Here is an 18,767-nt window from a genome sequence, read left to right on the forward strand (position 1 = left end):
ATGAGAAAGCAGCGGGCTAAGAATGACAAAAGATCTTTGGGGACAGATTCGCGAAAAGCTTAGGGCGACGGTAGGGAAGAATAACTACGCCAACTGGATTGAGCCGCTTGAATTCGCTGCCCTCGAAGGCGGTGTCGCGACCTTCATGGTGCCGACGACCTTCATGGGCAACTGGGTCTCGCGGAACTTCGGCGACCAGATCGTGCACGAAATCACGAAGGCCGGGGTTCCGGTGTCGCGGGTGGAGTTCATGGTGCCTTTGGTCGCTCGGACGTCCGAGCGCGACCGGCCCAGGACAGAGGTCCGGAAAAGCCGCAGCGTCGCCTCGGACGCTGCCGTGGACAGCGACCTTCCAGGCGCTCCGCTGGACAGCCGTTTCACCTTCGACACCTTCGTCGTCGGCAAGCCGAACGAGCTTGCCCACGCGGCAGCCCGACGGGTGGCGGAAGGCGGGACGGTGACCTTCAACCCCTTGTTTCTTTACGGTGGCGTCGGCCTCGGCAAGACGCACCTGATGCATGCGATTGCATGGGAGCTTCGCAAGCGCTCTCCCGACCTTCGGGTGGTCTATCTGTCGGCAGAGCAGTTCATGTACCGCTTCGTGCAGGCGCTGCGCGACAAGGACATGATCGCGTTCAAACAACTCTTCCGGTCGGTCGATGTGCTGATGGTGGACGACGTCCAGTTCATCGCCGGGAAGGACGCGACGCAGGAAGAATTCTTCCATACGTTCAACGCCCTGGTCGACCAGAGCAAGCAGATCATCATCTCGTCCGACCGTGCTCCGACCGAGATCAACGGGATCGAGGACCGGATCGTCAGCCGGATGCAGTCGGGGCTGGTCGTCGACCTTCATCCGACCAACTACGAGCTTCGGCTGGGGATCCTTCAGCAGAAGGTCGACCAGCTTTCGACGCAGTTTCCGGGGCTTAAGATCCAGGACGGGGTGCTGGAGTTCCTGGCGCATCGTATTTCGACCAACGTCCGGGTGCTGGAAGGGGCGCTGATGCGGCTCTTCGCCTTTGCGTCGCTGGTGGGGCGCGAGGTCTCGATGGAGCTGACGCAGGACTGTCTGGCCGATGTGCTCCGCGCGTCGGATCGCAAGATCACGGTCGAGGAAATCCAGAGAAAAGTGAGCGATCACTTCAACATACGCCTGTCCGACCTGATCGGGCCGAAGCGTGTGCGGACCTTCGCGAGGCCGCGTCAGATCGCGATGTACCTGGCCAAGCAGCTGACCACGAGGTCGCTGCCCGAGATCGGGCGGCGGTTCGGGGGTCGGGACCACACCACCGTCATGCACGGCGTGCGGAGGATAGAAGACCTGATGCACAAGGACAGCCAGATCGCCGATGATCTGGAACTTTTGCGGCGGTCTCTCGAGGCGTGAGAACCCGGCGCCCGAGAGGTCGCCGGGCCTTCGGTATCACGTCGGTATCGCGTCGGTGCCGGGCGCCGAGGGTGGAGAGGACGGCCGCTCCCAAAAGACCCGAGGCAATCGAGCCCATGATGACGCCGATCCGGACGAGGTTCTGCGCCCCTTGGGTCTCGCGAAGCCGACCGCTACCCCTGCGAGAGTGGCATGGACGCCGGATTTCAGCACCGCCAGCCAGAGGATCGTCCCTACCAGGACGTAGGCCACGATGTTGCGCACGCCGGAAGGCTCATCGCGACGAGAAGGATCAAGCCGCCAGCCGCGGTCATCAGAGCCGGGATGGACAGGCTGGCGGTGTAGAAGAGCGCGATGATGATGATCGCCGCGAGGTCGTCCACGACCGCGAGCGTGAGGAGAAACGTCTTCAGCAGGGGCGGGACCTTGTTGCCGAACAGGCTGAGGACGCCGAGCGCGAAGGCAATGTCGGTCGCGGCGGGGATCGCCCAGCCGCGTGCCTCGGCCGTCCCGATGCCGGTAATGCCGAGTGGCGCGCGTCGTGCAATGCCTCGAGATCGCGCAGGGCATCGTCTATCCAGTGGAAATCCCGGAAAACAATTGCACCCGTTTGCGAAACGGATACTTTGACCGTCCAATCCTTGGACGGAGCGTGACATGGAATTCTCGATCGAGCGCGCGGCTCTCCTGAAGGCGGTCGCCCAGGCGCAGTCGGTTGTCGAGCGTCGGAACACCATTCCCATTCTCGCCAACGTCCTGATCGAGGCAGAGGGCGACAGCGTCAGCTTCCGCGCGACGGATCTGGACATCGAGGTCGTCGACCAGGCCCCTGCGAAGGTCGTGCGCGCCGGATCGACCACGGTCAATGCCGTCACCTTCCACGAGATCGTCCGCAAGCTGCCGGACGGCGCGCTTGTCACCATCATCGGCGACACCGCTTCGGCGCGGCTGTCGGTCGAGGCCGGGCGGTCCAACTTCTCGCTGGCCACGCTTCCGCGTGAGGATTTCCCGGTCATGGCGTCCTCGGAGTACGAGGCCAATTTCGCGGCGCCGGCGAAGGTGCTGCGGCGCCTGTTCGACAAGTCGAAGTTCGCCATCTCGACGGAAGAGACGCGGTACTACCTGAACGGCGTCTACATGCATGTCGCCGACTTCGATGGCCGACAGGTGCTGCGCTGCGTGGCGACGGACGGGCACCGCCTGGCGCGGATCGACGCCGAGCTTCCCGAAAATGCGGGCAACATGCCCGGCGTCATCGTTCCGCGTAAGACGGTGGGCGAGTTGCGCAAGCTTCTGGACGACGACGACGCGACGATCGCCGTGTCCGTCAGCGAGACCAAGGTGCGCTTCGCGACGCCCGGCATCACGCTGACGTCGAAGGTCATCGACGGGACCTTCCCCGACTACAGCCGGGTCATCCCGGTGGGCAACACCAAGCGGCTTGAAGTCGACGCCGCGGACTTCGCACAGGCCGTCGACCGTGTGGCGACCGTGAGCTCGGAAAGGTCGCGCGCGGTGAAGCTGGCGCTCGACGAGGACCGGCTGGTCCTTTCGGTCAATGCACCCGACAGCGGCGCGGCCGAGGAAGAACTGGCGGTGGCCTATGCCGACGAGCCGCTCGAGATCGGCTTCAACGCGAAGTACCTTCTGGAGATCGCAAGCCAGGTCGACCGCGAGAACGCCGTTTTCCTGTTCAACTCGGCCGGAGACCCGACCCTCATGCGTGAAGGCAACGACGAGACGGCGGTCTACGTCGTCATGCCGATGCGGGTGTGACGGCAACGGCTGTCACCGATCTGATCCTTTCGCATTTCCGGTCGCACCGGCGGACCCGGATCGAGGCCGACGCGCGACCCGTGGCGCTGTTCGGGCCGAACGGCGCGGGCAAGACCAACATCCTCGAAGGCGTGTCCCTGCTGTCTCCCGGACGGGGGCTGCGTCGCGCCGGGGCGGACGAGCTGATCCGCCGGCCCGAGGCTTTGGGCTGGAAGGTGACGGCGGTGGTGCAGGCGCCGAAAATCGTCCACGAGGTCGAGACCGAGGCCCAGCCCGAGCAGACCCGGCAGGTGCGGATCGACGGGAAGGCGCAGCCGCAGGTGGCCCTGGCCGAGGTGGCGCGCATCGTGTGGCTGATCCCCGCCATGGACCGGCTTTGGATCGAGGGTGCGGACGGGCGGCGGCGATTCCTCGACCGGATCGCGATGAGCTTCATGCCGTCGCACGCGCAGGCGGTCCTGACCTATGAGAAGGCCATGCGCGAGCGGAACCGGCTTCTGAAGGACATGGTGCGGGATGCGCACTGGTACACGGCGCTGGAGCGGCAGATGGCCGAGGCGGGCGCGGCGATCACGCTGAACCGTCACGCGGCGCTGGCGCGGCTGGCGCAGGCCCAGGACGGCGCGCGGACGGCGTTTCCCGCGGCCGCGCTGGAACTGGTCCATCCCGAGAGCGAGTTGCCGTTCGATGAGGCGGCGCTGGCTGCGGCGCTGGAGGCGGGCCGGGCGGCGGATCTTCGGGCGGGGCGGACGCTGATCGGGCCGCACCGGGTCGATCTGGCGGCGGTCTATATCGACAAGGGTGTCGCGGCCGCACAGTGTTCGACGGGCGAGCAGAAGGCGCTTCTGATCTCGCTGGTGCTGGCCAATGCGCGTGCGCTGGCCGAGGACACGGGAACGCCGCCGCTGATCCTGCTCGACGAGGTGGCGGCGCATCTGGACGCGGGGCGTCGGGCGGCGCTCTACGACGAGATTTGCGCGCTTGGCGCGCAGGCCTGGCTGACGGGAACCGGGCCGGAGCTGTTCGAGGATCTGGGCGACCGGGCGCAGCATGTTGCCGTGAGCGACGAATCGGGCGAAAGTCGGGTGGAACAAAAACCGAACATGTGGAGGTCGCCATGACCCGTCAGCGCGTCAGCCTCGTCACCCTAGGGGTGCGGGATTTGGAGAAGGCGAAGTCGTTCTATGCCGCGCTCGGTTGGGTTCCGGTGCAGTCGCCGCCCTCGGTCGCATTCTACCGGATGGATGGGTTGGTTGTCGCTCTCTTCGGCCTGTCGGACCTTGCCGAGGATCAGGGGCGGAAGGGCGCGGAGCTTGGGTTCGGGGCAGCGACGCTGGCGCAGAACTATCCGGATCGCGAGAGCACGGACGCCGCGTTCGAGGCCGCCATTGCGGCCGGAGCGACCGTGCTGAAGCGGCCGGAAGAGGTGTTCTGGGGTGGGTATTCGGGCTATTACGCCGATCCCGACGGGCACGTCTGGGAAGTGGCGCACAACCCGTTCTGGGAGGTGTCGGACACCGGCAGGGTGACGATCCCAGACGAAGCGTGACCACTGTTGCCCTTTTGCGCGCCGTCAACGTCGGCGGTGCGGGGCGGCTGCCGATGGCCGTGCTGCGCGAGGCGCTGGAGGCGGCGGGCGCGGAAGAGCCACGAACCTATATCCAGAGCGGCAATGCGGTGTTCCGCGGTACGGCCGAGGCGACGGAGATCCTCCACCAGATCGAGACGCGGGCGGGATTCAGGCCGGAGCTTCTGCTGATTCCGGCTGACGTGTTCCTTTATATCCGTGACGCCAACCCGTTTCCCGAAGCCGCGGACGATCCCAAGAGCCTGCACGTCTTCTTCCTGTCGGAGCCCTCCCCCGCCCCGGAAGCCGATCTTGCCACCGCTGCGGGCGAGACGGAGTCGGTGAGGCTGACCGAGAGGGCACTTTACCTTCACGCACCCGACGGCATCGGGCGGTCGCGCTTCGTGGCGCGTGTCGAGCGGCTTCTGAAGGTCCCGGTGACGGCCCGGAACTGGAGGACGATTGACGCCATCGCGGGGATGATCGAAAGCGGGGCATGACCATCACGCCGACCGATGCCGCGCTTTATGCCGGTGCGCTTTTCATCCTGTTCCTGACGCCGGGTCCCGTCTGGGTCGCGCTGACCGCGCGCGCCATGTCGGGGGGATTTCACGCGGCCTGGCCGCTGGCCCTGGGCGTCGTGGTGGGCGATGTGCTGTGGCCGCTTCTGGCGATCCTGGGCGTGTCGTGGATCGTGGGGGCCTTCGCAGGTTTCATGACCGTCCTGCGCTGGATCGCCTGCCTGACATTCCTCGTCATGGGGGCGCTGCTGATCCGGCACCGCAACCGCACCATCGCCTCGGACAGCCGCCTGACGCGGCCGGGCGCCCTGGCAGGGTTCATGGCGGGCGTGGCCGTGATCCTGGGGAACCCGAAGGCGATCCTGTTCTACATGGGCGTCCTGCCGGGCTTCTTCGACCTGACGCGGCTGACCTGGGGCGACATCGCGGTCATCTGCACCTTGTCGATGATCGTGCCGCTTGTCGGCAACCTGATCCTGTCGGTGTTCATCGACAGGGCGCGGCGACTGCTCACGTCACCCCGTGCTCTGAGGCGGACGAACGTGACGGCAGGAATCCTTCTGATTGCCGTCGGTCTCGTGATACCGTTGACCTGAGTTGCCTATGGGCAGGATTGGTTATATCTCCTGACCAATTTGGAGGATACGCGATGCAGATGCCTCTTCCCGACGCCGGTGTCCTGTCCCGCAAGGCCCGCATCGTCGCGCGCCTGTCGTCCGTGCTGTCGAAGGACGCCGTGATCCACGACGAGGCCGAGACCCGCGCCTATGAGTGCGACGGGCTGACCGCCTATCGCTGCCCGCCGCTGGCCGTGGTCCTGCCGTCATCGACCGAAGAGGTCGCAGCCGTCCTGCGCATCTGCCACGACGAAGGCGTTCCGGTCGTGCCGCGCGGATCCGGCACCTCGCTGGCCGGAGGCGCTTTGCCGACGGCCGACAGCGTCGTGATCGGCGTGGCGCGCATGAACGAGGTCATCGAGACGGACTACGAGAACCGAACCATCCGCGTGCAGACCGGCCGGACGAACCTGAGCGTCACAGGCGCGGTCGAAGCGGACGGTTTCTTCTATGCTCCCGACCCATCGTCGCAGCTTGCCTGCGCCATCGCGGGCAACATCGGGATGAATTCGGGCGGGGCGCACTGCCTGAAGTACGGTGTGACGACGAACAACCTGCTGGGCGTGACGCTGGTCCTGATGGACGGCACGGTGATCGAAATCGGCGGCGCGCACATGGATGCGGGCGGCTATGACTGGCTGGCGGTGATCTGCGGCTCGGAGGGGCAACTGGGCATCGTGACCGAGGCAGTGCTGCGGCTGGTGCCCAAACCCGAAGGCGTGCGGCCCGTGCTGATCGGCTACCGCTCGGACGAGGTCGCCGGCGCCTGCGTGTCGGATATCATCCGCGCCGGGGTCCTGCCTGTCGCGATCGAGTTCATGGACCGGCCCTGCATCCGCGCCACCGAGGATTACTGCAAGGCGGGATATCCCGACTGCGAGGCTCTTCTGATCGTCGAGGTCGAAGGCTCGCCCGAGGAGATCGACGCGCAGCTTGCCGTCATCCGCAGGATCGCCGAGCGCCACGACCCGGTCGAGTTCCGCGAGGCGAAGGACGCCGACGAGGCGGCGCGCATCTGGCTGGGCCGCAAGTCGGCTTTCGGGGCGATGGGGCAGATGGGCGACTACATGTGCCTCGACGGGACGATCCCCGTCAGCGAATTGCCTTTCGTCCTGAAGCGCATCGGCGAGTTGTCGAAGGAGTTCGGACTCGACGTCGCGAACGTGTTTCACGCGGGCGACGGCAACATGCATCCGCTGATCCTGTTCGATGCCAACAAGCCCGGCGACCTCGAGACCTGCGAGGAGCTTGGAGCCGAGATCCTGAAGCTGTGCGTGGAGGTGGGCGGTTGCCTGACCGGCGAGCATGGCGTGGGCGTCGAGAAGCGCGACCTGATGGATGTGCAGTTCGCTCCGGCCGACCTCGAGGCGCAGATGCGCGTGAAGGACGTCTTCGACCCGGCGTGGCTTCTGAACCCGGCGAAGGTCTTTCCTCTGTTGGTCTCGGCGTCCCGCCGGGAGCGCCTGGGGCTGGCCGCGTGATGCGTATTTTCGGCAAGATGAAGCGCGCATGTTGAGACCGTCGAACGAAGGCGAGTTGGCGGAGGCGGTGGCGTCGGCGTCCGGGCCCCTGTCCGTGCGCGGAGGCGGCACGCGCGGGATGGCGGGCGACGGCGACGCGCTGAGCGTCGCCGGGCTTTCCGGGATCACGCTTTATGAGCCGGGTGCTTTGACCCTGGTGGCGCGGTCAGGAACGCCGGTCACCGAGATCGAAGCGGCGCTGGCGGCGGAGAACCAGATGCTGGCCTTCGAGCCGATGGACCACCGCCCGCTTCTCGGGACGAAAGGCGAACCGACCATCGGCGGCGTGGTTGCGGCCAACGTCTCGGGTCCGCGCCGGGTGCAGGCAGGGGCGGCGCGCGACGTGCTTCTGGGTGTGCGCTTCGTCGATGGCCGGGGGACGGTCGTGAAGAACGGCGGCCGCGTGATGAAGAACGTCACGGGCTATGACCTTGCGCGGCTGATGTGCGGCGCCCGCGGCACCCTGGGTGTCCTCACAGAGGTGAGCCTGAAGGTTCTTCCGCGTCCCGAGACGCAGGCGACGGTGGTGCTGGGCGGATTGGAGATCGCCGACGCGGCGAGCGCCATGGCGGCGGCGCTGGCCTCGCCCTTCTCGGTCAGCGGGGCAGCGTGGACCGGGGGCGACGTCTTCCTGCGGATCGAGGGGATGGCGGCGTCGGTCGCCTATCGCGAGGGTCGGGTCGCGGGTCTGTTTCCGAAGGTCGAGGCGCGGATCCTGCGAGGCGAGAAGAGTGCCGCACTGTGGCGCGGCATCCGGGACGCGGAGGCTCTGGCAGGCGCGCCGGGTGATGTCTGGCGGATCTCGGCCAAGGCCTCGGAGGCTCCTCGGCTGGTCAAGGGACTGCCGGGCGGCGCGAAGGTGCTGGTCGACTGGGGTGGCGGGCTGATCTGGGCGCTGGTGTCCGAGGGCACGGATCTGCGCCGGACGCTCGGGGCGTTCGACGGGCACGCGACGCTTGTGCGGGGCGAGGGGCACGGCCCACGGATGCATCCTGAGGCGGCGCCGCTTGCGGCGCTGGCCAAGAGGCTGCGGGCCGAGTTCGATCCGCGCGGCATCCTGAATCCGGGAGTGATGGGCTGATGCAGACGACCTTCACCGAGGCGCAGCTTCAGGATCCCGGCATCGCCCGGTCGAACGAGATCCTGCGCGCCTGCGTGCATTGCGGGTTCTGCACCGCGACCTGCCCGACCTACCAGGTTCTCGGCGACGAACTCGACAGCCCCCGCGGGCGCATCTACCTCATCAAGGACATGCTCGAGAACGACCGTCCCGCCGATGCGCAGACGGTGAAGCACATCGACCGCTGCCTATCGTGCCTGGCCTGCATGACCACCTGCCCGTCGGGCGTGCATTACATGCATCTCGTCGATCATGCGCGCGCCTACATCGAGCGAACCTATCGCCGGCCGCCGATGGACCGGCTTCTGCGCTGGACGCTGGCGCGGATCATCCCGCACCCGCGGCGGTTCCGGCTGGCGCTGCTCGGGGCGAAGATCGCGCGGCCCTTTGGCGGGCTTCTGCCGGACGCAAGGCTGAGGGCGATGCTGCGCATGGCGCCAGAGCGGATTCCGTCTGTCAGCCGCAACGACGATCCCCAGACCTTTGCCGCCCGTGGCGAGCGACGGATGCGGGTCGCGCTGATGACCGGCTGCGCGCAGAAGGCGCTGAACACGGACATCAACGACGCGACGATCCGGCTCCTGCGGCGGCTGGGGTGCGAGATCGTCGTGCCGGATGGGATGGGCTGCTGCGGCGCGCTGACGCATCACATGGGGAAGGAGGCGGAAAGCCACGCTTTCGCCGCGCGCAACATCCGCGCCTTCATGGCCGAGGTCCGGGATGAGGGGCTGGACGCCATCGTCATCAACACGAGCGGGTGCGGCACGACGGTCAAGGACTACGGTCACATGTTCCGCACCGACGCGCTGGCAGAGGACGCCGCGACGGTCGCGGGCCTGGCGGTCGATGTGTCCGAACTTCTGGTGCGCCTTTTGCCGACGGTCGAGAGCCATTCGGCGAACCGGGCGAAGATGGACCTGGCGGGGATCGATGCCACCGCGCCCGAAGAGGCCGAGGGCAGGGGTCCCATCCGGGTCGCCTATCACGCCGCCTGCTCGCTGCAGCACGGGCAGAAGATCAAGACCTATCCGAAGGACCTGCTGAAGACCGCCGGATTCGAGGTGGTGGAGCCTGCGGACAGCCACCTGTGCTGCGGATCGGCCGGGACGTACAACCTGCTCCAGCCGGAAATCTCGGAGATGCTGAAGGCGCGAAAGGTCCGGACGCTGGAAGCCAAGACGCCCGATCTCATCGCGGCGGGCAACATCGGCTGCATGATGCAGATCGGATCGGGCACCGGCATTCCCGTGGTCCATACGGTCGAACTGCTGGACTGGGCGACGGGCGGGCCGCGTCCCCGCGCGCTGGCGCCGCGCCACATGAGACACAATCTTGCCTCAACGCCTGTCTAGGATACCCTGCACCTGAAGGGGACGGACATGCGGATTCTGCTCGCGGCAGCCTTGGTCGCAATCGGCGTCGGTGGAGCGCAGGCCGAGGGAGAGGGCACGAGCCAGCTCACGCGGCTTTTGACGGCCTACGAGGCGCGCGGCTGGGAAGCCGTCGGTCGGCTGGACATCGGCTGGGGTGGGATGTGCACTGGCGCGCTGATCGCGCCCAACCTGGTTCTTACCGCCGGACATTGCCTCTTCGACGCGGAAGGCACGGCTGTCGATCCCTCGGTGATCCGGTTCAACGCCGGATGGCGCAACGGACACGCCTCGGCGACACGGCGGGTCAGGCGGGCCATTGTCCATCCAGGCTATGTCTACACGGGGACGACCGGCGAGGACCTCGAGGTCTCGAACGACCTCGCCCTCCTCGAACTCGATTCCGAGATCCGGCTTGCGAACATCCAGCCCTTCCAGACCGCCGGGCGGCCCCGCAAGGGCGCCAGCGTGGGCGTCGTCTCCTATGCGCACGACCGGGCGGAGTCGCCGTCGTTGCAGGAAGTGTGCCATGTCCTGGCCCGGCGCAGCGGCTCGCTGATCCTGTCCTGCGACGTCGATTTCGGGTCGAGCGGGGCGCCGGTCTTCGCCGAGGTCGACGGGGTGCCGCGCATCGTGTCGGTGATCTCGGCCAAGGCCGAGGTGAACGGGCGGCGCGTGTCCGTCGGCACCAACCTCGAAGCGCCGCTGTCCGAGATGATGGCGATGCTGCGCAACGGCGACGGCATCGCGGCGCGCCGGGTGCCTGCGACGCAGCGGACGCCGACCACGGGCACAAGCCTTCTCAACAGTGGAAGCGGTGGTGCGAAGTTTCTGCGGCCCTAGGGCCCGGCTTGCCTTGAGCGCGGCGGCCGTTGCGTGCGGGCTGACTGGGCCGGCCCTCTCGGCGGACGCAGCCTCGGGCGTCGGCCGGATCGAGAACACCAACACCGGCGGCGGCTGCACGGCGGCGCTGATCGCGCCCGATCTCGTGGTGACGGCCGCTCATTGCGGCGGGCGGGGAGAAACACCCGACGGGATCGTCTTTCGTCCCGGCGACGGGCGACCCGGCACCTATCCCGTGGCGCGCGTCGTCCGGCATCCTCTCTACGACCGCGAGAGCCCGCGCGTCGAATGGCGTCTGCGGTTCGACCTTGCCGTCGCGGTGCTCGAGACGCCCGTGCCGGGCGACCGCGCTGTCCCCTTCACCACCGGCGACGACGCACGCGTGGGCGAAACGCTGCACCTCTACAGCTGGCGCGAGGGTTCCCGCCCGCGTCAGCGTCCCTGCCCGACACTCGACGGCATCCCGGGCCTCGTCACCCTTGGCTGCCGCGTGCAGGGCGGCGAAAGCGGCTCGCCGGTTCTGCGGGTGACGGACGAGGGGCTGGAGATCGTCGCGGTGATCTCGAGCCGGGGGCGCATCCTCGATCAGCCCGTCGCGCAGGCGTCGGATGTGCGTCTCAGGCTGCCACCGATCCTCGACATCCTCGGCCGTGACCGCCCTTGAACGCCCGCGCGGCGCTTCCTATCTCGCCTGTGCCGGAGGCCGATGAACGGGTCCGGCGCAGACCAGATGAACCGGACCCTGCCCCGTCGGGAGGGTCCATAGGTATCGCTCCAAGGAGGATGACCCTCATGCGTAGATTTGACCTTGCACCGCTCTATCGTGCCACCGTCGGCTTCGACCAGATTGCCGACATGATGGACCGTATCCTGACCGACACCCAGTCGGCTCCGTCCTACCCCCCCTACAACATCGAGAAGACCGCCGACGATGCATGGCGCATCTCGATTGCCGTTGCCGGTTTCGCCGAGGACGAGCTGGCGGTCGAGGTGCGCGAAAGCGCCCTGATCGTCTCGGCCCGAAAAAGTGCCGAGGAGGAAGGGACGACCTACCTTCACCGCGGCATCGCGAACCGCGCCTTCGAGCGCCGCTTCGCGCTGGCCGACCATGTCCGCGTGACGGGCGCGAGCCACGTCAACGGCATGCTGCACATCGACCTCAAGCGCGAAGTGCCCGAAGCGCTGAAGCCGCGCCGGATCGAGATCGCCAAGGGCGAGACCGTCGAGGCGAAGGCCGTCGAGGCGCACGCCGCCGAGTGATCGGCCTGACGTGACGCCGTTGCGCCCCCGGACGCTCCGGGGGCGTTTTGCTGTCCGGCCTCAGCTTCCCAAGGTTTCGCCGAGGAAGTCGGTGAAGGCCTCCCAGCTCTCCATGTCCGCGCGTTCCTGATAGCGGTCCGAGCCCTTGACGGTGAAGGCGTGAGGCGCGCCCGAGTAGACCTCGGCGGTGTAGGTGTTGCCCGCTTCCTCGAGTTCGGAGGTGAGCGCGGTTAGCGCGGAAAGGGGCACAGCGGTGTCGGCACCGCCATGCATGATGAGGATCGGCGCTTCTTCGCCGTCAAAGCTCTGGCCGTCCGGGGTCTCGAGCGAGCCGTGGAAGGTGGCGAAGCCCGCCGCCTCGTCCGCCATGTCGGACCGCGCCATTTCCAGCGTGACGCCGCCGCCGAAGCAGTAGCCCATCACCACGAGGTTCTCGGCCGAGGACTGGCCCTTGGCCTGCTCCAGTCCGGCGGCGATCAGGGCGCGCATCTTCTCGCGGTCCTGGCCCAGTTCGCCCGAGGCGGCCCGGTTCTGCTCCATGGTTCCGGTGGGCGTGTCCTCGCCGTACATGTCGACCGCGAAGGCGTCGTAGCCCATGCCGGCCAGTTCGTCGGCGCGGCCCTTCTCGTAGTCGTCGAGGCCGTCCCAGTCGTGGACGATCACGACGAGGCCCTGCGGATTTTCGGCGGCCGCGAAGTAGCCGGTGTGGGCGACGCCGTCGACGTCATAGCTCACCTCCTCGGCGAAGGCAGGCGCGGCGAGAAGGCTGGTGGCGATTGCCAGGCGGATCATGGGTGTCTCCCGTGTCAGTGTTTGCATGGGAGGAGACGTAGGGCCGATGACGCGGGCGGACACCTATTCGCCGTAGGGAATCCAGATCGTCTTCACCTCGGTGGCCGCCGCGAGGAAGGTATGGGCGGCCGCGTCGGACCAGTCGTGCGCGCGTCCGTGGTTCACCCAGGTGCGCTTGAGGTTCGTTGCGGACTCCCGCTCGATCATGGCCGAGAGGTCGGCGGTCGAAAAGCTCCAGACCGCGTCGATGTCCATGTGGCCCGCCGCTTGCGGGGCGAGTTCGGCGTGGGGTCCTGTCAGGATGTTCACCACGCCGCCGGGGACGTCCGAGGTGTCCAGCACCTGGTAGAAGTCGGTCGCTGACAGGGGATGCGGTTCGGAGGCCATGACGGTGATCCGGTTTCCCATCGCCATCGCGGGACCGACGAGCGACACGAGGCCGAGGAGCGGCGCGTCGTCGGGCGCGAAGGCCGCGATCTTGCCGACGGGCTCGTTCATGGCGAGCGCCACGCCGCGAATCGGGACGCCCTTGGCGCGGCCGTCGAACTTGTCGGCCCAGGCGGCCCAGGTGAAGAGGCGGTCGATGGAGGCGTCCACTTCGGCCTTGCCGCCGCGCCTGCCGGTCATGGCGTCGATACGGGCGGCGAACTCGACAGTTCGGGCGGACAGGTTCTCGGCCATGTAGTAGAGGATCTGCGCGCGGAGGTGTCCGGTCGTCTTCGACCATGACGCCGCGGCGTTCATTGCCTCGGCGGCGTTGCGCAGGTCCTTGCGGTTGGCGAGGCCGACATGGCCCACGACCTTACCCTTGGGCGACAGGACGGCGCGGGAATAGCCGCCGTCGGGGCGCGTCTGCTTGCCGCCGATGTAGAGCTTGGCGGTGCGGTCGATGGCGTCGTCGGCGGGTGTCGTTTCCGATGGCGGGGCGCTGCGGGCGGGGAGCTTTCTCGCCGTGGCCTTCGGCTTGGTGTAGGCGAGCAGGCCTTCCCACCCGCCCTCGCGCCCGAAGCCGGATTCGCGCACTCCTCCGAAGCCGGCGGCGGCGTCGAAGAGGTTCGTCGCGTTCACCCAGACGACGCCCGCCGCAAGCTTCGGCGCAATGTCGAGGGCGAGGTTCACGTTCTCGGTCCAGAGCGTCGCGGCAAGGCCGTAGCGGGTGTTGTTCGCCAGCTCCACCGCCTCCGCAGGGGTGCGGAAGGTGGTCGACACGAGGACCGGACCGAAGATCTCCTCCTGCATCAGCGGGTCGGCGGTCGAAAGGCCGGTGATGAGCGTGGGCGGATAGAAGGACCCGCCTTTTGGCATCTCGCAGGCGGCGTGATAGACCTCGCCCCCAGAGCCTTTCACCAGACCTTCGATGGTCTGAAGCTGCACCGGGTCCACGACCGCGCCGACGTCTATGCACTTGTCCAAGGGATCGCCGACGCGCAGCTTGTCCATCCGCGCCTTGAGGCGGCGGGTGAAGTCCTCGGCGATGCCCTCCTGGATCAGAAGGCGCGACCCGGCGCAGCAGACCTGCCCCTGGTTGAACCAGATGGCGTCGACGAGGCCTTCGATGGCGGAATCCTGGTCGGCGTCGTCGAACACGATGTAGGGCGACTTGCCGCCCAGCTCGAGCGTCAGCGACTTCCCCGACCCGGCGGTGGCGCGCCGAATGATGCGCCCGACTTCGGTCGAGCCGGTGAAGGCGATCTTGTCGATGCCTTCGTGTTCGGTAATCAGCGCGCCCACATTGCCGTCGCCGGTGACGATGTTGAGAACGCCTTTCGGCAGCCCGGCCTCGCGCGCGAGGTCGGCGAAGAGGAGCGCGGTGAGAGACGTGTATTCGGCAGGCTTCAAGACGACCGTGTTGCCCATTGCAAGCGCGGGCGCGACCTTCCAGGCGAGCATCAGAAGCGGAAAGTTCCACGGCACGATCTGGCCCGCGACGCCTAGCGCCTGCCGGTCGGGCAGCTCGTCGTCCATGAGCTGCGCCATGCCGGCGTGATAGTAGAAGTGCCGGGCGACCAACGGGATGTCGATGTCGCGGCTTTCGCGGATGGGTTTTCCGTTGTCGAGCGTCTCGAGGGTGGCGAAGAGGCGCGAGTGCTTCTGCACCATCCGGGCCAGGGCATAGAGCGCGCAGGCGCGGGCCTTGGCGTCGCGGGCCCACGCTGGTTGAGCGGCGCGGGCGGCCTTGACGGCGGCGTCCACATCCCTGGGTCTGGCCTGGCTGATCTTGGCGAGAAGCTTTCCGGTCGCGGGGTTCTTCGAGGCGAAGGTCGAGGCGGGCTTCGTCCAGTCGCCGCCGATGAAATGACCGAAAACCCCCCCGTGCCGCTCGATCCAGGCCATCGCCTCGGAGGCGTCCTCGGGCGCGGGGCCGTAGTCCATGGTCTCGAATATGTCGCGGACGTTCATGTTCTATCCAATCGCGTGCCGGTATCCCGCCGAATAGCGGCCCGTCACGAAGTGCTCAAGCTGCCGCTCGATGTCGCCCAGAAGCGACGAGGCGCCGAAGCGGAAGAGGTCGGGGCGCAGCCAGCGGTCTCCCAGCTCGTCCTTCATCAGCGAGAGGTACACCAGCGCATCCTTGGCCTTGGAGATGCCGCCGGCGGGCTTGTAGCCGATGCGGTGGCCGGTCAACTCGTGGTAGGCGCGGATGGCGCGCGTCATCACGAGGCTGACGGGGAGGGTGGCGTTGACGCCTTCCTTCCCGGTCGAGGTCTTGATGAAGTCGGCGCCGCCCATCATGCAGACCCAGCTTGCCCGCGCGACGTTCCTGAGCGTGCCGAGCTCGCCTGTGGCGAGAATCGCCTTGACGTGCGCCTCGCCGCAGGCCGCGCGGAACGTCCGCATCTCGTCGTAGAGCGCCTGCCAGTCGCCGGTCAGGACGTGGCGGCGCGAGATGACGATGTCGATCTCCTTCGCGCCGGCCTTCACGCTTTCCTCGATCTCGGCCACCCGCAGATGGAAGGGCGAGAGTCCGGCAGGAAAGCCGGTGGACACGGCGGCGACGGGGATGCCGGTGCCCTGAAGCGCCTCGACTGCGGTTTCGACCATGTCGTGATAGACGCAGACGGCCCCGGTGGTGACGGGCGGCATCTTGAGGGCGTCGAGAAGGTCGGCCCGCACCGGGTTTGCGGCCTTGGCGCAAAGCCGGCGGACGCGTCCCGGAGTGTCGTCCCCCGCCAGCGTGGTCAGGTCGATCATGGTGATCGCGCGGAGAAGCCAGGCCGCCTGGTATTCCTTCTTCACCGACCGCCGTCCGGGCAGCGTCGCCGCCCGACGTTCGATGGCCGAGGTGTTGGCCTGAAGCGCACGCACCAGATCGAGGTCCAGCTCCATCCCGGGATTGCGGGGTTCGTGGACCTGCGGCAGAAGCTGCGCTGCCTTCGTCGCGGCAGAGAGGACGGTGTCGGCCATGTCGGAAGGGTCGCACGCAGGTTCGCCGGACGCAATCTGTGACCGTGGGTCGCGAAGCGAGCCGGAGCGTTCACGCCGCCGCGGCAACGGTCCGCCGCCGCAAGGCGATCCAGATCGCGGCCACGATGGCGAGGTTCATCGCACCAGCTGCCGTCGCAACCGCGAAGGAAACGACGTAGGTCTCGGTCAGGTCGAAGAAGACGCCGCCCTGCCAGCCGCCCAAGGCGTGCCCCGCCCAGCCGAACGCCAGCACGATACCCGTGGCCGAGGCGCGGCGAGAGGCGGGCGTCAGCGCCCTGACGGTGGTCAGCACTCCGGTCATCACACCGCCGTAGCCGAAGCCGTAGATCGGCGCAAAGATCCAGAAGGCCTGCAGGGAGCCGAGCGTCACGAAGCCCAGCATCAGGACGGTCTGCCACGCTGTCGCGGCGAACCAGGCACGCACCGGGCCGATGATGTCCGAGAGGCGGCCGAAGAACAGTCGTCCGCCGATCGCGGCGATCAGCATGATGAGAAGCGGTCCTCCCGCTTCCGCGCCCACGCCGCAAACGCCCTGGATGAGCGGGACGAGATGGATGAGCGGCGTCGACATACCCGTGCAGCAGCCAAGGACCGCGAGCGACAGGGCGGGAAGAAGGATCGCGGGGGAAATCGTGGCTCTACCCCCGGTGGCAACGGTGGTCGGGGCCGGAGCCGGAGGCGGCTGACGCATGACGAAGGACAGGGGCACCAGCGTCAGCGCCGAGAAGGCGCCAAGGATGGTGAAGGCGGCCTGCCAGCCCATCGTTTCTATCAGGTGGCCGGCGACGAAGGGTATCAGACCCTGACCCAGCGCCTGTCCCGCCGATGCAATGCCGATTGCCAGACCGGCCCCGGTGCGGAACCAGCCGCCGACCAGCGCGATGACGGGCGCGAAAAGCGCGCCGCCGCCGATGGCTCCCGCAAGGAAGAAGAGGGCGTGGAACTGCCACAGGGCCTGCGCGCGGGAGGCGAGGATGAGGCAGAGCGACAGCACGACGGCTCCGGCCAGGCAGATCGTGCGGGTTGCGACACGGTCGGCGAGGAAGCCCATCGCGATGCCGCCTAAGGCTATGCCCAGCAGCCCGAACGAGTTTATGGCGGCGACATCCGCCCGGTCCCAGCCGAAGTGGGTTTCGAGCGGGACGACAAAGGCCGAGAGACCGTTGACGAGCATACCCATCGCGATGCCAAGCAGCAGGGCCGCGGCGGTGACGACGACCCAGCGGAAGCCGGGCTCGGGGGATATGGACGTTTCGTGCATGTTGCGCTCTCCCGGGTGCAACATACCGTTCGGCCGTGTCGCCGTCTCGGCGACCCGCGTTTCATTCACGTTTCGATTTTATCCGCGTGCGCCGAGAGCCTTCTGAAGGTTCGCGTCGATCTTGTCGAGGAAGCCCGTCGTGGTCAGCCAGCCCTGGTTCGGCCCGACCAGCAGCGCCAGGTCCTTGGTCATGTGGCCGGATTCGACGGTGTCCACCACGACCTTCTCCAGCGTCTCGGCGAAGCTCATGAGCGCGTCGTTGCCATCGAGCTTGGCGCGGTGCTTCAGACCGCCGGTCCAGGCGTAGATGGAGGCGATGGAGTTGGTCGAGGTCTGCTCGCCCTTCTCGTGCTGGCGGAAGTGACGGGTGACGGTGCCGTGCGCGGCCTCGGACTCCACGACCTTCCCGTCGGGCGTCATGAGGATCGAGGTCATCAGGCCGAGAGAGCCGAAGCCCTGCGCGACGGTGTCGGACTGCACGTCGCCGTCGTAGTTCTTGCAGGCCCAGACATAGCCGCCCGACCACTTCAGCGACGACGCCACCATGTCGTCGATCAGACGGTGCTCGTACCAGATCTTCTTCTCATCGAAGACCGCCTTGAATTCGGCCTCGTAGACCTCCTGGAAGATGTCCTTGAAGCGCCCGTCGTAGACCTTGAGGATCGTGTTCTTCGTCGACAGATACAGCGGCCAGCCGAGGTTCAGCGCGTAGTTGAACGAGGCGCGGGCGAAGTCGTAGATCGACTTGTCGAGATTGAACATCGCCTGCACGACACCTGCGTCGGGGGCGTCGAAGACCTCGCGCTCGATGACCGTGCCGTCCTTGCCTTCGAACTTCAGCGTCAGCCTGCCCGCTCCGGGGAAGGCGAAGTCGGTGGCGCGATACTGGTCGCCGAAGGCGTGGCGCCCGACGACGATCGGCTTCGTCCAGCCGGGAACCAGACGCGGCACGTTGCGGCAGATGATCGGCTGGCGGAAGATCACCCCGCCCAGGATGTTGCGGATCGTCCCGTTCGGGCTGCGCCACATCTGCTTGAGGCCGAACTCCTCGACGCGCCCCTCGTCGGGCGTGATCGTCGCGCATTTGACCGCCACGCCGACCTCCTTCGTCTTCTCGGCCGCCTCGACCGTGATCCGGTCGTCGGTCTCGTCCCGCTTCTGGATCGAGAGGTCGTAGTACAGAAGGTCGACGTCAAGGTAGGGCAGGATCAGCTTCGTCTTGATGAACTCCCAGATGATGCGGGTCATCTCGTCGCCGTCCATCTCGACGATCGGGTTGTCGACTTTGATCTTCGTCATGCGGG

At 67.2% G+C, this 18,767-nt stretch carries 17 protein-coding genes and 1 pseudogene; 12 read left to right on the top strand and 6 right to left on the bottom strand.

Annotation, left to right across the window (positions count from 1 at the left end):
• The first annotated feature begins 22 nt into the window (after nucleotides 1–22).
• Nucleotides 23–1,390, top strand: coding sequence for a chromosomal replication initiator protein DnaA (dnaA, locus tag C8D95_RS11215; RefSeq protein WP_109759271.1), 1,368 nt, complete (start codon nucleotides 23–25; stop codon nucleotides 1,388–1,390).
• A gap of 36 nt (nucleotides 1,391–1,426) precedes the next feature.
• Here dnaA and C8D95_RS22950 read toward each other — a convergent pair.
• Nucleotides 1,427–2,133, bottom strand: a pseudogene (locus C8D95_RS22950) (Na+/H+ antiporter NhaA).
• Between C8D95_RS22950 and dnaN the strand changes: the two are divergent.
• The 11 genes from dnaN (at nucleotide 2,048) to C8D95_RS11275 (ending at nucleotide 11,984) form a co-directional block, all read left to right on the top strand.
• Nucleotides 2,048–3,166, top strand: a complete 1,119-nt coding sequence (gene dnaN / locus C8D95_RS11225; RefSeq protein ID WP_109759272.1) for a DNA polymerase III subunit beta — start codon at nucleotides 2,048–2,050, stop codon at nucleotides 3,164–3,166. The pseudogene C8D95_RS22950 and the gene dnaN sit on opposite strands and share 86 nt — an antisense overlap.
• Nucleotides 3,163–4,287, top strand: a complete 1,125-nt coding sequence (gene recF / locus C8D95_RS11230; RefSeq protein ID WP_109759273.1) for a DNA replication/repair protein RecF — start codon at nucleotides 3,163–3,165, stop codon at nucleotides 4,285–4,287. Before dnaN ends, recF begins: the two co-directional genes overlap by 4 nt.
• Entirely contained in the window at nucleotides 4,284–4,715 is a 432-nt protein-coding gene (locus C8D95_RS11235) for a VOC family protein (RefSeq protein WP_109759377.1), read from the top strand. The genes recF and C8D95_RS11235 overlap by 4 nt, the downstream gene beginning before the upstream one ends.
• Nucleotides 4,712–5,233: a DUF1697 domain-containing protein gene (locus tag C8D95_RS11240; protein WP_109759274.1), complete on the top strand. Its 522-nt coding sequence runs from the start codon at nucleotides 4,712–4,714 to the stop codon at nucleotides 5,231–5,233. The genes C8D95_RS11235 and C8D95_RS11240 overlap by 4 nt, the downstream gene beginning before the upstream one ends.
• Entirely contained in the window at nucleotides 5,230–5,850 is a 621-nt protein-coding gene (locus C8D95_RS11245; protein ID WP_109759275.1) for a LysE family translocator, read from the top strand. Before C8D95_RS11240 ends, C8D95_RS11245 begins: the two co-directional genes overlap by 4 nt.
• 53 nt (nucleotides 5,851–5,903) lie before the next feature.
• On the top strand, nucleotides 5,904–7,352 hold the full coding sequence (locus C8D95_RS11250) for an FAD-linked oxidase C-terminal domain-containing protein (RefSeq protein WP_109759276.1): 1,449 nt from the start codon (nucleotides 5,904–5,906) through the stop codon (nucleotides 7,350–7,352).
• Between the two features lie 31 nt (nucleotides 7,353–7,383).
• Complete coding sequence (gene glcE, locus C8D95_RS11255; protein ID WP_109759378.1) at nucleotides 7,384–8,472, top strand: glycolate oxidase subunit GlcE; 1,089 nt, start codon at nucleotides 7,384–7,386, stop codon at nucleotides 8,470–8,472.
• Nucleotides 8,472–9,863: a glycolate oxidase subunit GlcF gene (gene glcF / locus C8D95_RS11260; RefSeq protein WP_109759277.1), complete on the top strand. Its 1,392-nt coding sequence runs from the start codon at nucleotides 8,472–8,474 to the stop codon at nucleotides 9,861–9,863. Before glcE ends, glcF begins: the two co-directional genes overlap by 1 nt.
• 27 nt (nucleotides 9,864–9,890) lie before the next feature.
• Nucleotides 9,891–10,724, top strand: coding sequence for a trypsin-like serine peptidase (locus C8D95_RS11265; protein WP_109759278.1), 834 nt, complete (start codon nucleotides 9,891–9,893; stop codon nucleotides 10,722–10,724).
• A 13-nt stretch (nucleotides 10,725–10,737) separates the two neighbouring features.
• The gene (locus C8D95_RS11270) at nucleotides 10,738–11,388 is read left to right on the top strand and encodes a trypsin-like serine peptidase (protein ID WP_164721522.1); all 651 of its coding nucleotides are present in this window, start codon (nucleotides 10,738–10,740) and stop codon (nucleotides 11,386–11,388) included.
• A 128-nt stretch (nucleotides 11,389–11,516) separates the two neighbouring features.
• Nucleotides 11,517–11,984 (top strand): Hsp20 family protein, encoded by a 468-nt coding sequence (locus C8D95_RS11275; RefSeq protein WP_109759280.1) that lies wholly within the window; start codon nucleotides 11,517–11,519, stop codon nucleotides 11,982–11,984.
• Nucleotides 11,985–12,044: 60 nt separating this feature from the next.
• Here C8D95_RS11275 and C8D95_RS11280 read toward each other — a convergent pair whose 3' ends face one another.
• The 5 genes from C8D95_RS11280 to C8D95_RS11300 form a co-directional block, all read right to left on the bottom strand.
• Nucleotides 12,045–12,776 (bottom strand): dienelactone hydrolase family protein, encoded by a 732-nt coding sequence (locus C8D95_RS11280; protein ID WP_109759281.1) that lies wholly within the window; start codon nucleotides 12,774–12,776, stop codon nucleotides 12,045–12,047.
• Nucleotides 12,777–12,839: 63 nt separating this feature from the next.
• Nucleotides 12,840–15,176, bottom strand: a complete 2,337-nt coding sequence (locus C8D95_RS11285; RefSeq protein WP_109759282.1) for an aldehyde dehydrogenase family protein — start codon at nucleotides 15,174–15,176, stop codon at nucleotides 12,840–12,842.
• Nucleotides 15,177–15,179: 3 nt separating this feature from the next.
• Nucleotides 15,180–16,181 (bottom strand): deoxyribose-phosphate aldolase, encoded by a 1,002-nt coding sequence (deoC, locus tag C8D95_RS11290; RefSeq protein ID WP_109759283.1) that lies wholly within the window; start codon nucleotides 16,179–16,181, stop codon nucleotides 15,180–15,182.
• Between the two features lie 70 nt (nucleotides 16,182–16,251).
• On the bottom strand, nucleotides 16,252–17,463 hold the full coding sequence (locus C8D95_RS11295) for an MFS transporter (RefSeq protein WP_241239755.1): 1,212 nt from the start codon (nucleotides 17,461–17,463) through the stop codon (nucleotides 16,252–16,254).
• Nucleotides 17,464–17,541: 78 nt separating this feature from the next.
• The gene (locus C8D95_RS11300) at nucleotides 17,542–18,762 is read right to left on the bottom strand and encodes an NADP-dependent isocitrate dehydrogenase (protein WP_109759284.1); all 1,221 of its coding nucleotides are present in this window, start codon (nucleotides 18,760–18,762) and stop codon (nucleotides 17,542–17,544) included.
• Nucleotides 18,763–18,767 lie beyond the last annotated feature (5 nt).

The sequence above is a fragment of the Silicimonas algicola genome, assembly GCF_003148765.1.
Lineage (GTDB): Bacteria > Pseudomonadota > Alphaproteobacteria > Rhodobacterales > Rhodobacteraceae > Silicimonas > Silicimonas algicola.

Excerpts from the sequence above, each read along its gene's own strand:
- dnaA (WP_109759271.1), top strand. The coding sequence starts at position 23 with ATGACAAAAGATCTTTGGGGACAGATTCGCGAAAAGCTTAGGGCGACG.
- dnaN (WP_109759272.1), top strand. The coding sequence starts at position 2,048 with ATGGAATTCTCGATCGAGCGCGCGGCTCTCCTGAAGGCGGTCGCCCAG.
- C8D95_RS11235 (WP_109759377.1), top strand. The coding sequence starts at position 4,284 with ATGACCCGTCAGCGCGTCAGCCTCGTCACCCTAGGGGTGCGGGATTTG.
- C8D95_RS11245 (WP_109759275.1), top strand. The coding sequence starts at position 5,230 with ATGACCATCACGCCGACCGATGCCGCGCTTTATGCCGGTGCGCTTTTC.
- C8D95_RS11250 (WP_109759276.1), top strand. The coding sequence starts at position 5,904 with ATGCAGATGCCTCTTCCCGACGCCGGTGTCCTGTCCCGCAAGGCCCGC.
- glcF (WP_109759277.1), top strand. The coding sequence starts at position 8,472 with ATGCAGACGACCTTCACCGAGGCGCAGCTTCAGGATCCCGGCATCGCC.
- C8D95_RS11265 (WP_109759278.1), top strand. The coding sequence starts at position 9,891 with ATGCGGATTCTGCTCGCGGCAGCCTTGGTCGCAATCGGCGTCGGTGGA.
- C8D95_RS11275 (WP_109759280.1), top strand. The coding sequence starts at position 11,517 with ATGCGTAGATTTGACCTTGCACCGCTCTATCGTGCCACCGTCGGCTTC.
- C8D95_RS11280 (WP_109759281.1), bottom strand. The coding sequence starts at position 12,776 with ATGATCCGCCTGGCAATCGCCACCAGCCTTCTCGCCGCGCCTGCCTTC.
- C8D95_RS11285 (WP_109759282.1), bottom strand. The coding sequence starts at position 15,176 with ATGAACGTCCGCGACATATTCGAGACCATGGACTACGGCCCCGCGCCC.
- deoC (WP_109759283.1), bottom strand. The coding sequence starts at position 16,181 with ATGGCCGACACCGTCCTCTCTGCCGCGACGAAGGCAGCGCAGCTTCTG.
- C8D95_RS11295 (WP_241239755.1), bottom strand. The coding sequence starts at position 17,463 with ATGCACGAAACGTCCATATCCCCCGAGCCCGGCTTCCGCTGGGTCGTC.
- C8D95_RS11300 (WP_109759284.1), bottom strand. The coding sequence starts at position 18,762 with ATGACGAAGATCAAAGTCGACAACCCGATCGTCGAGATGGACGGCGAC.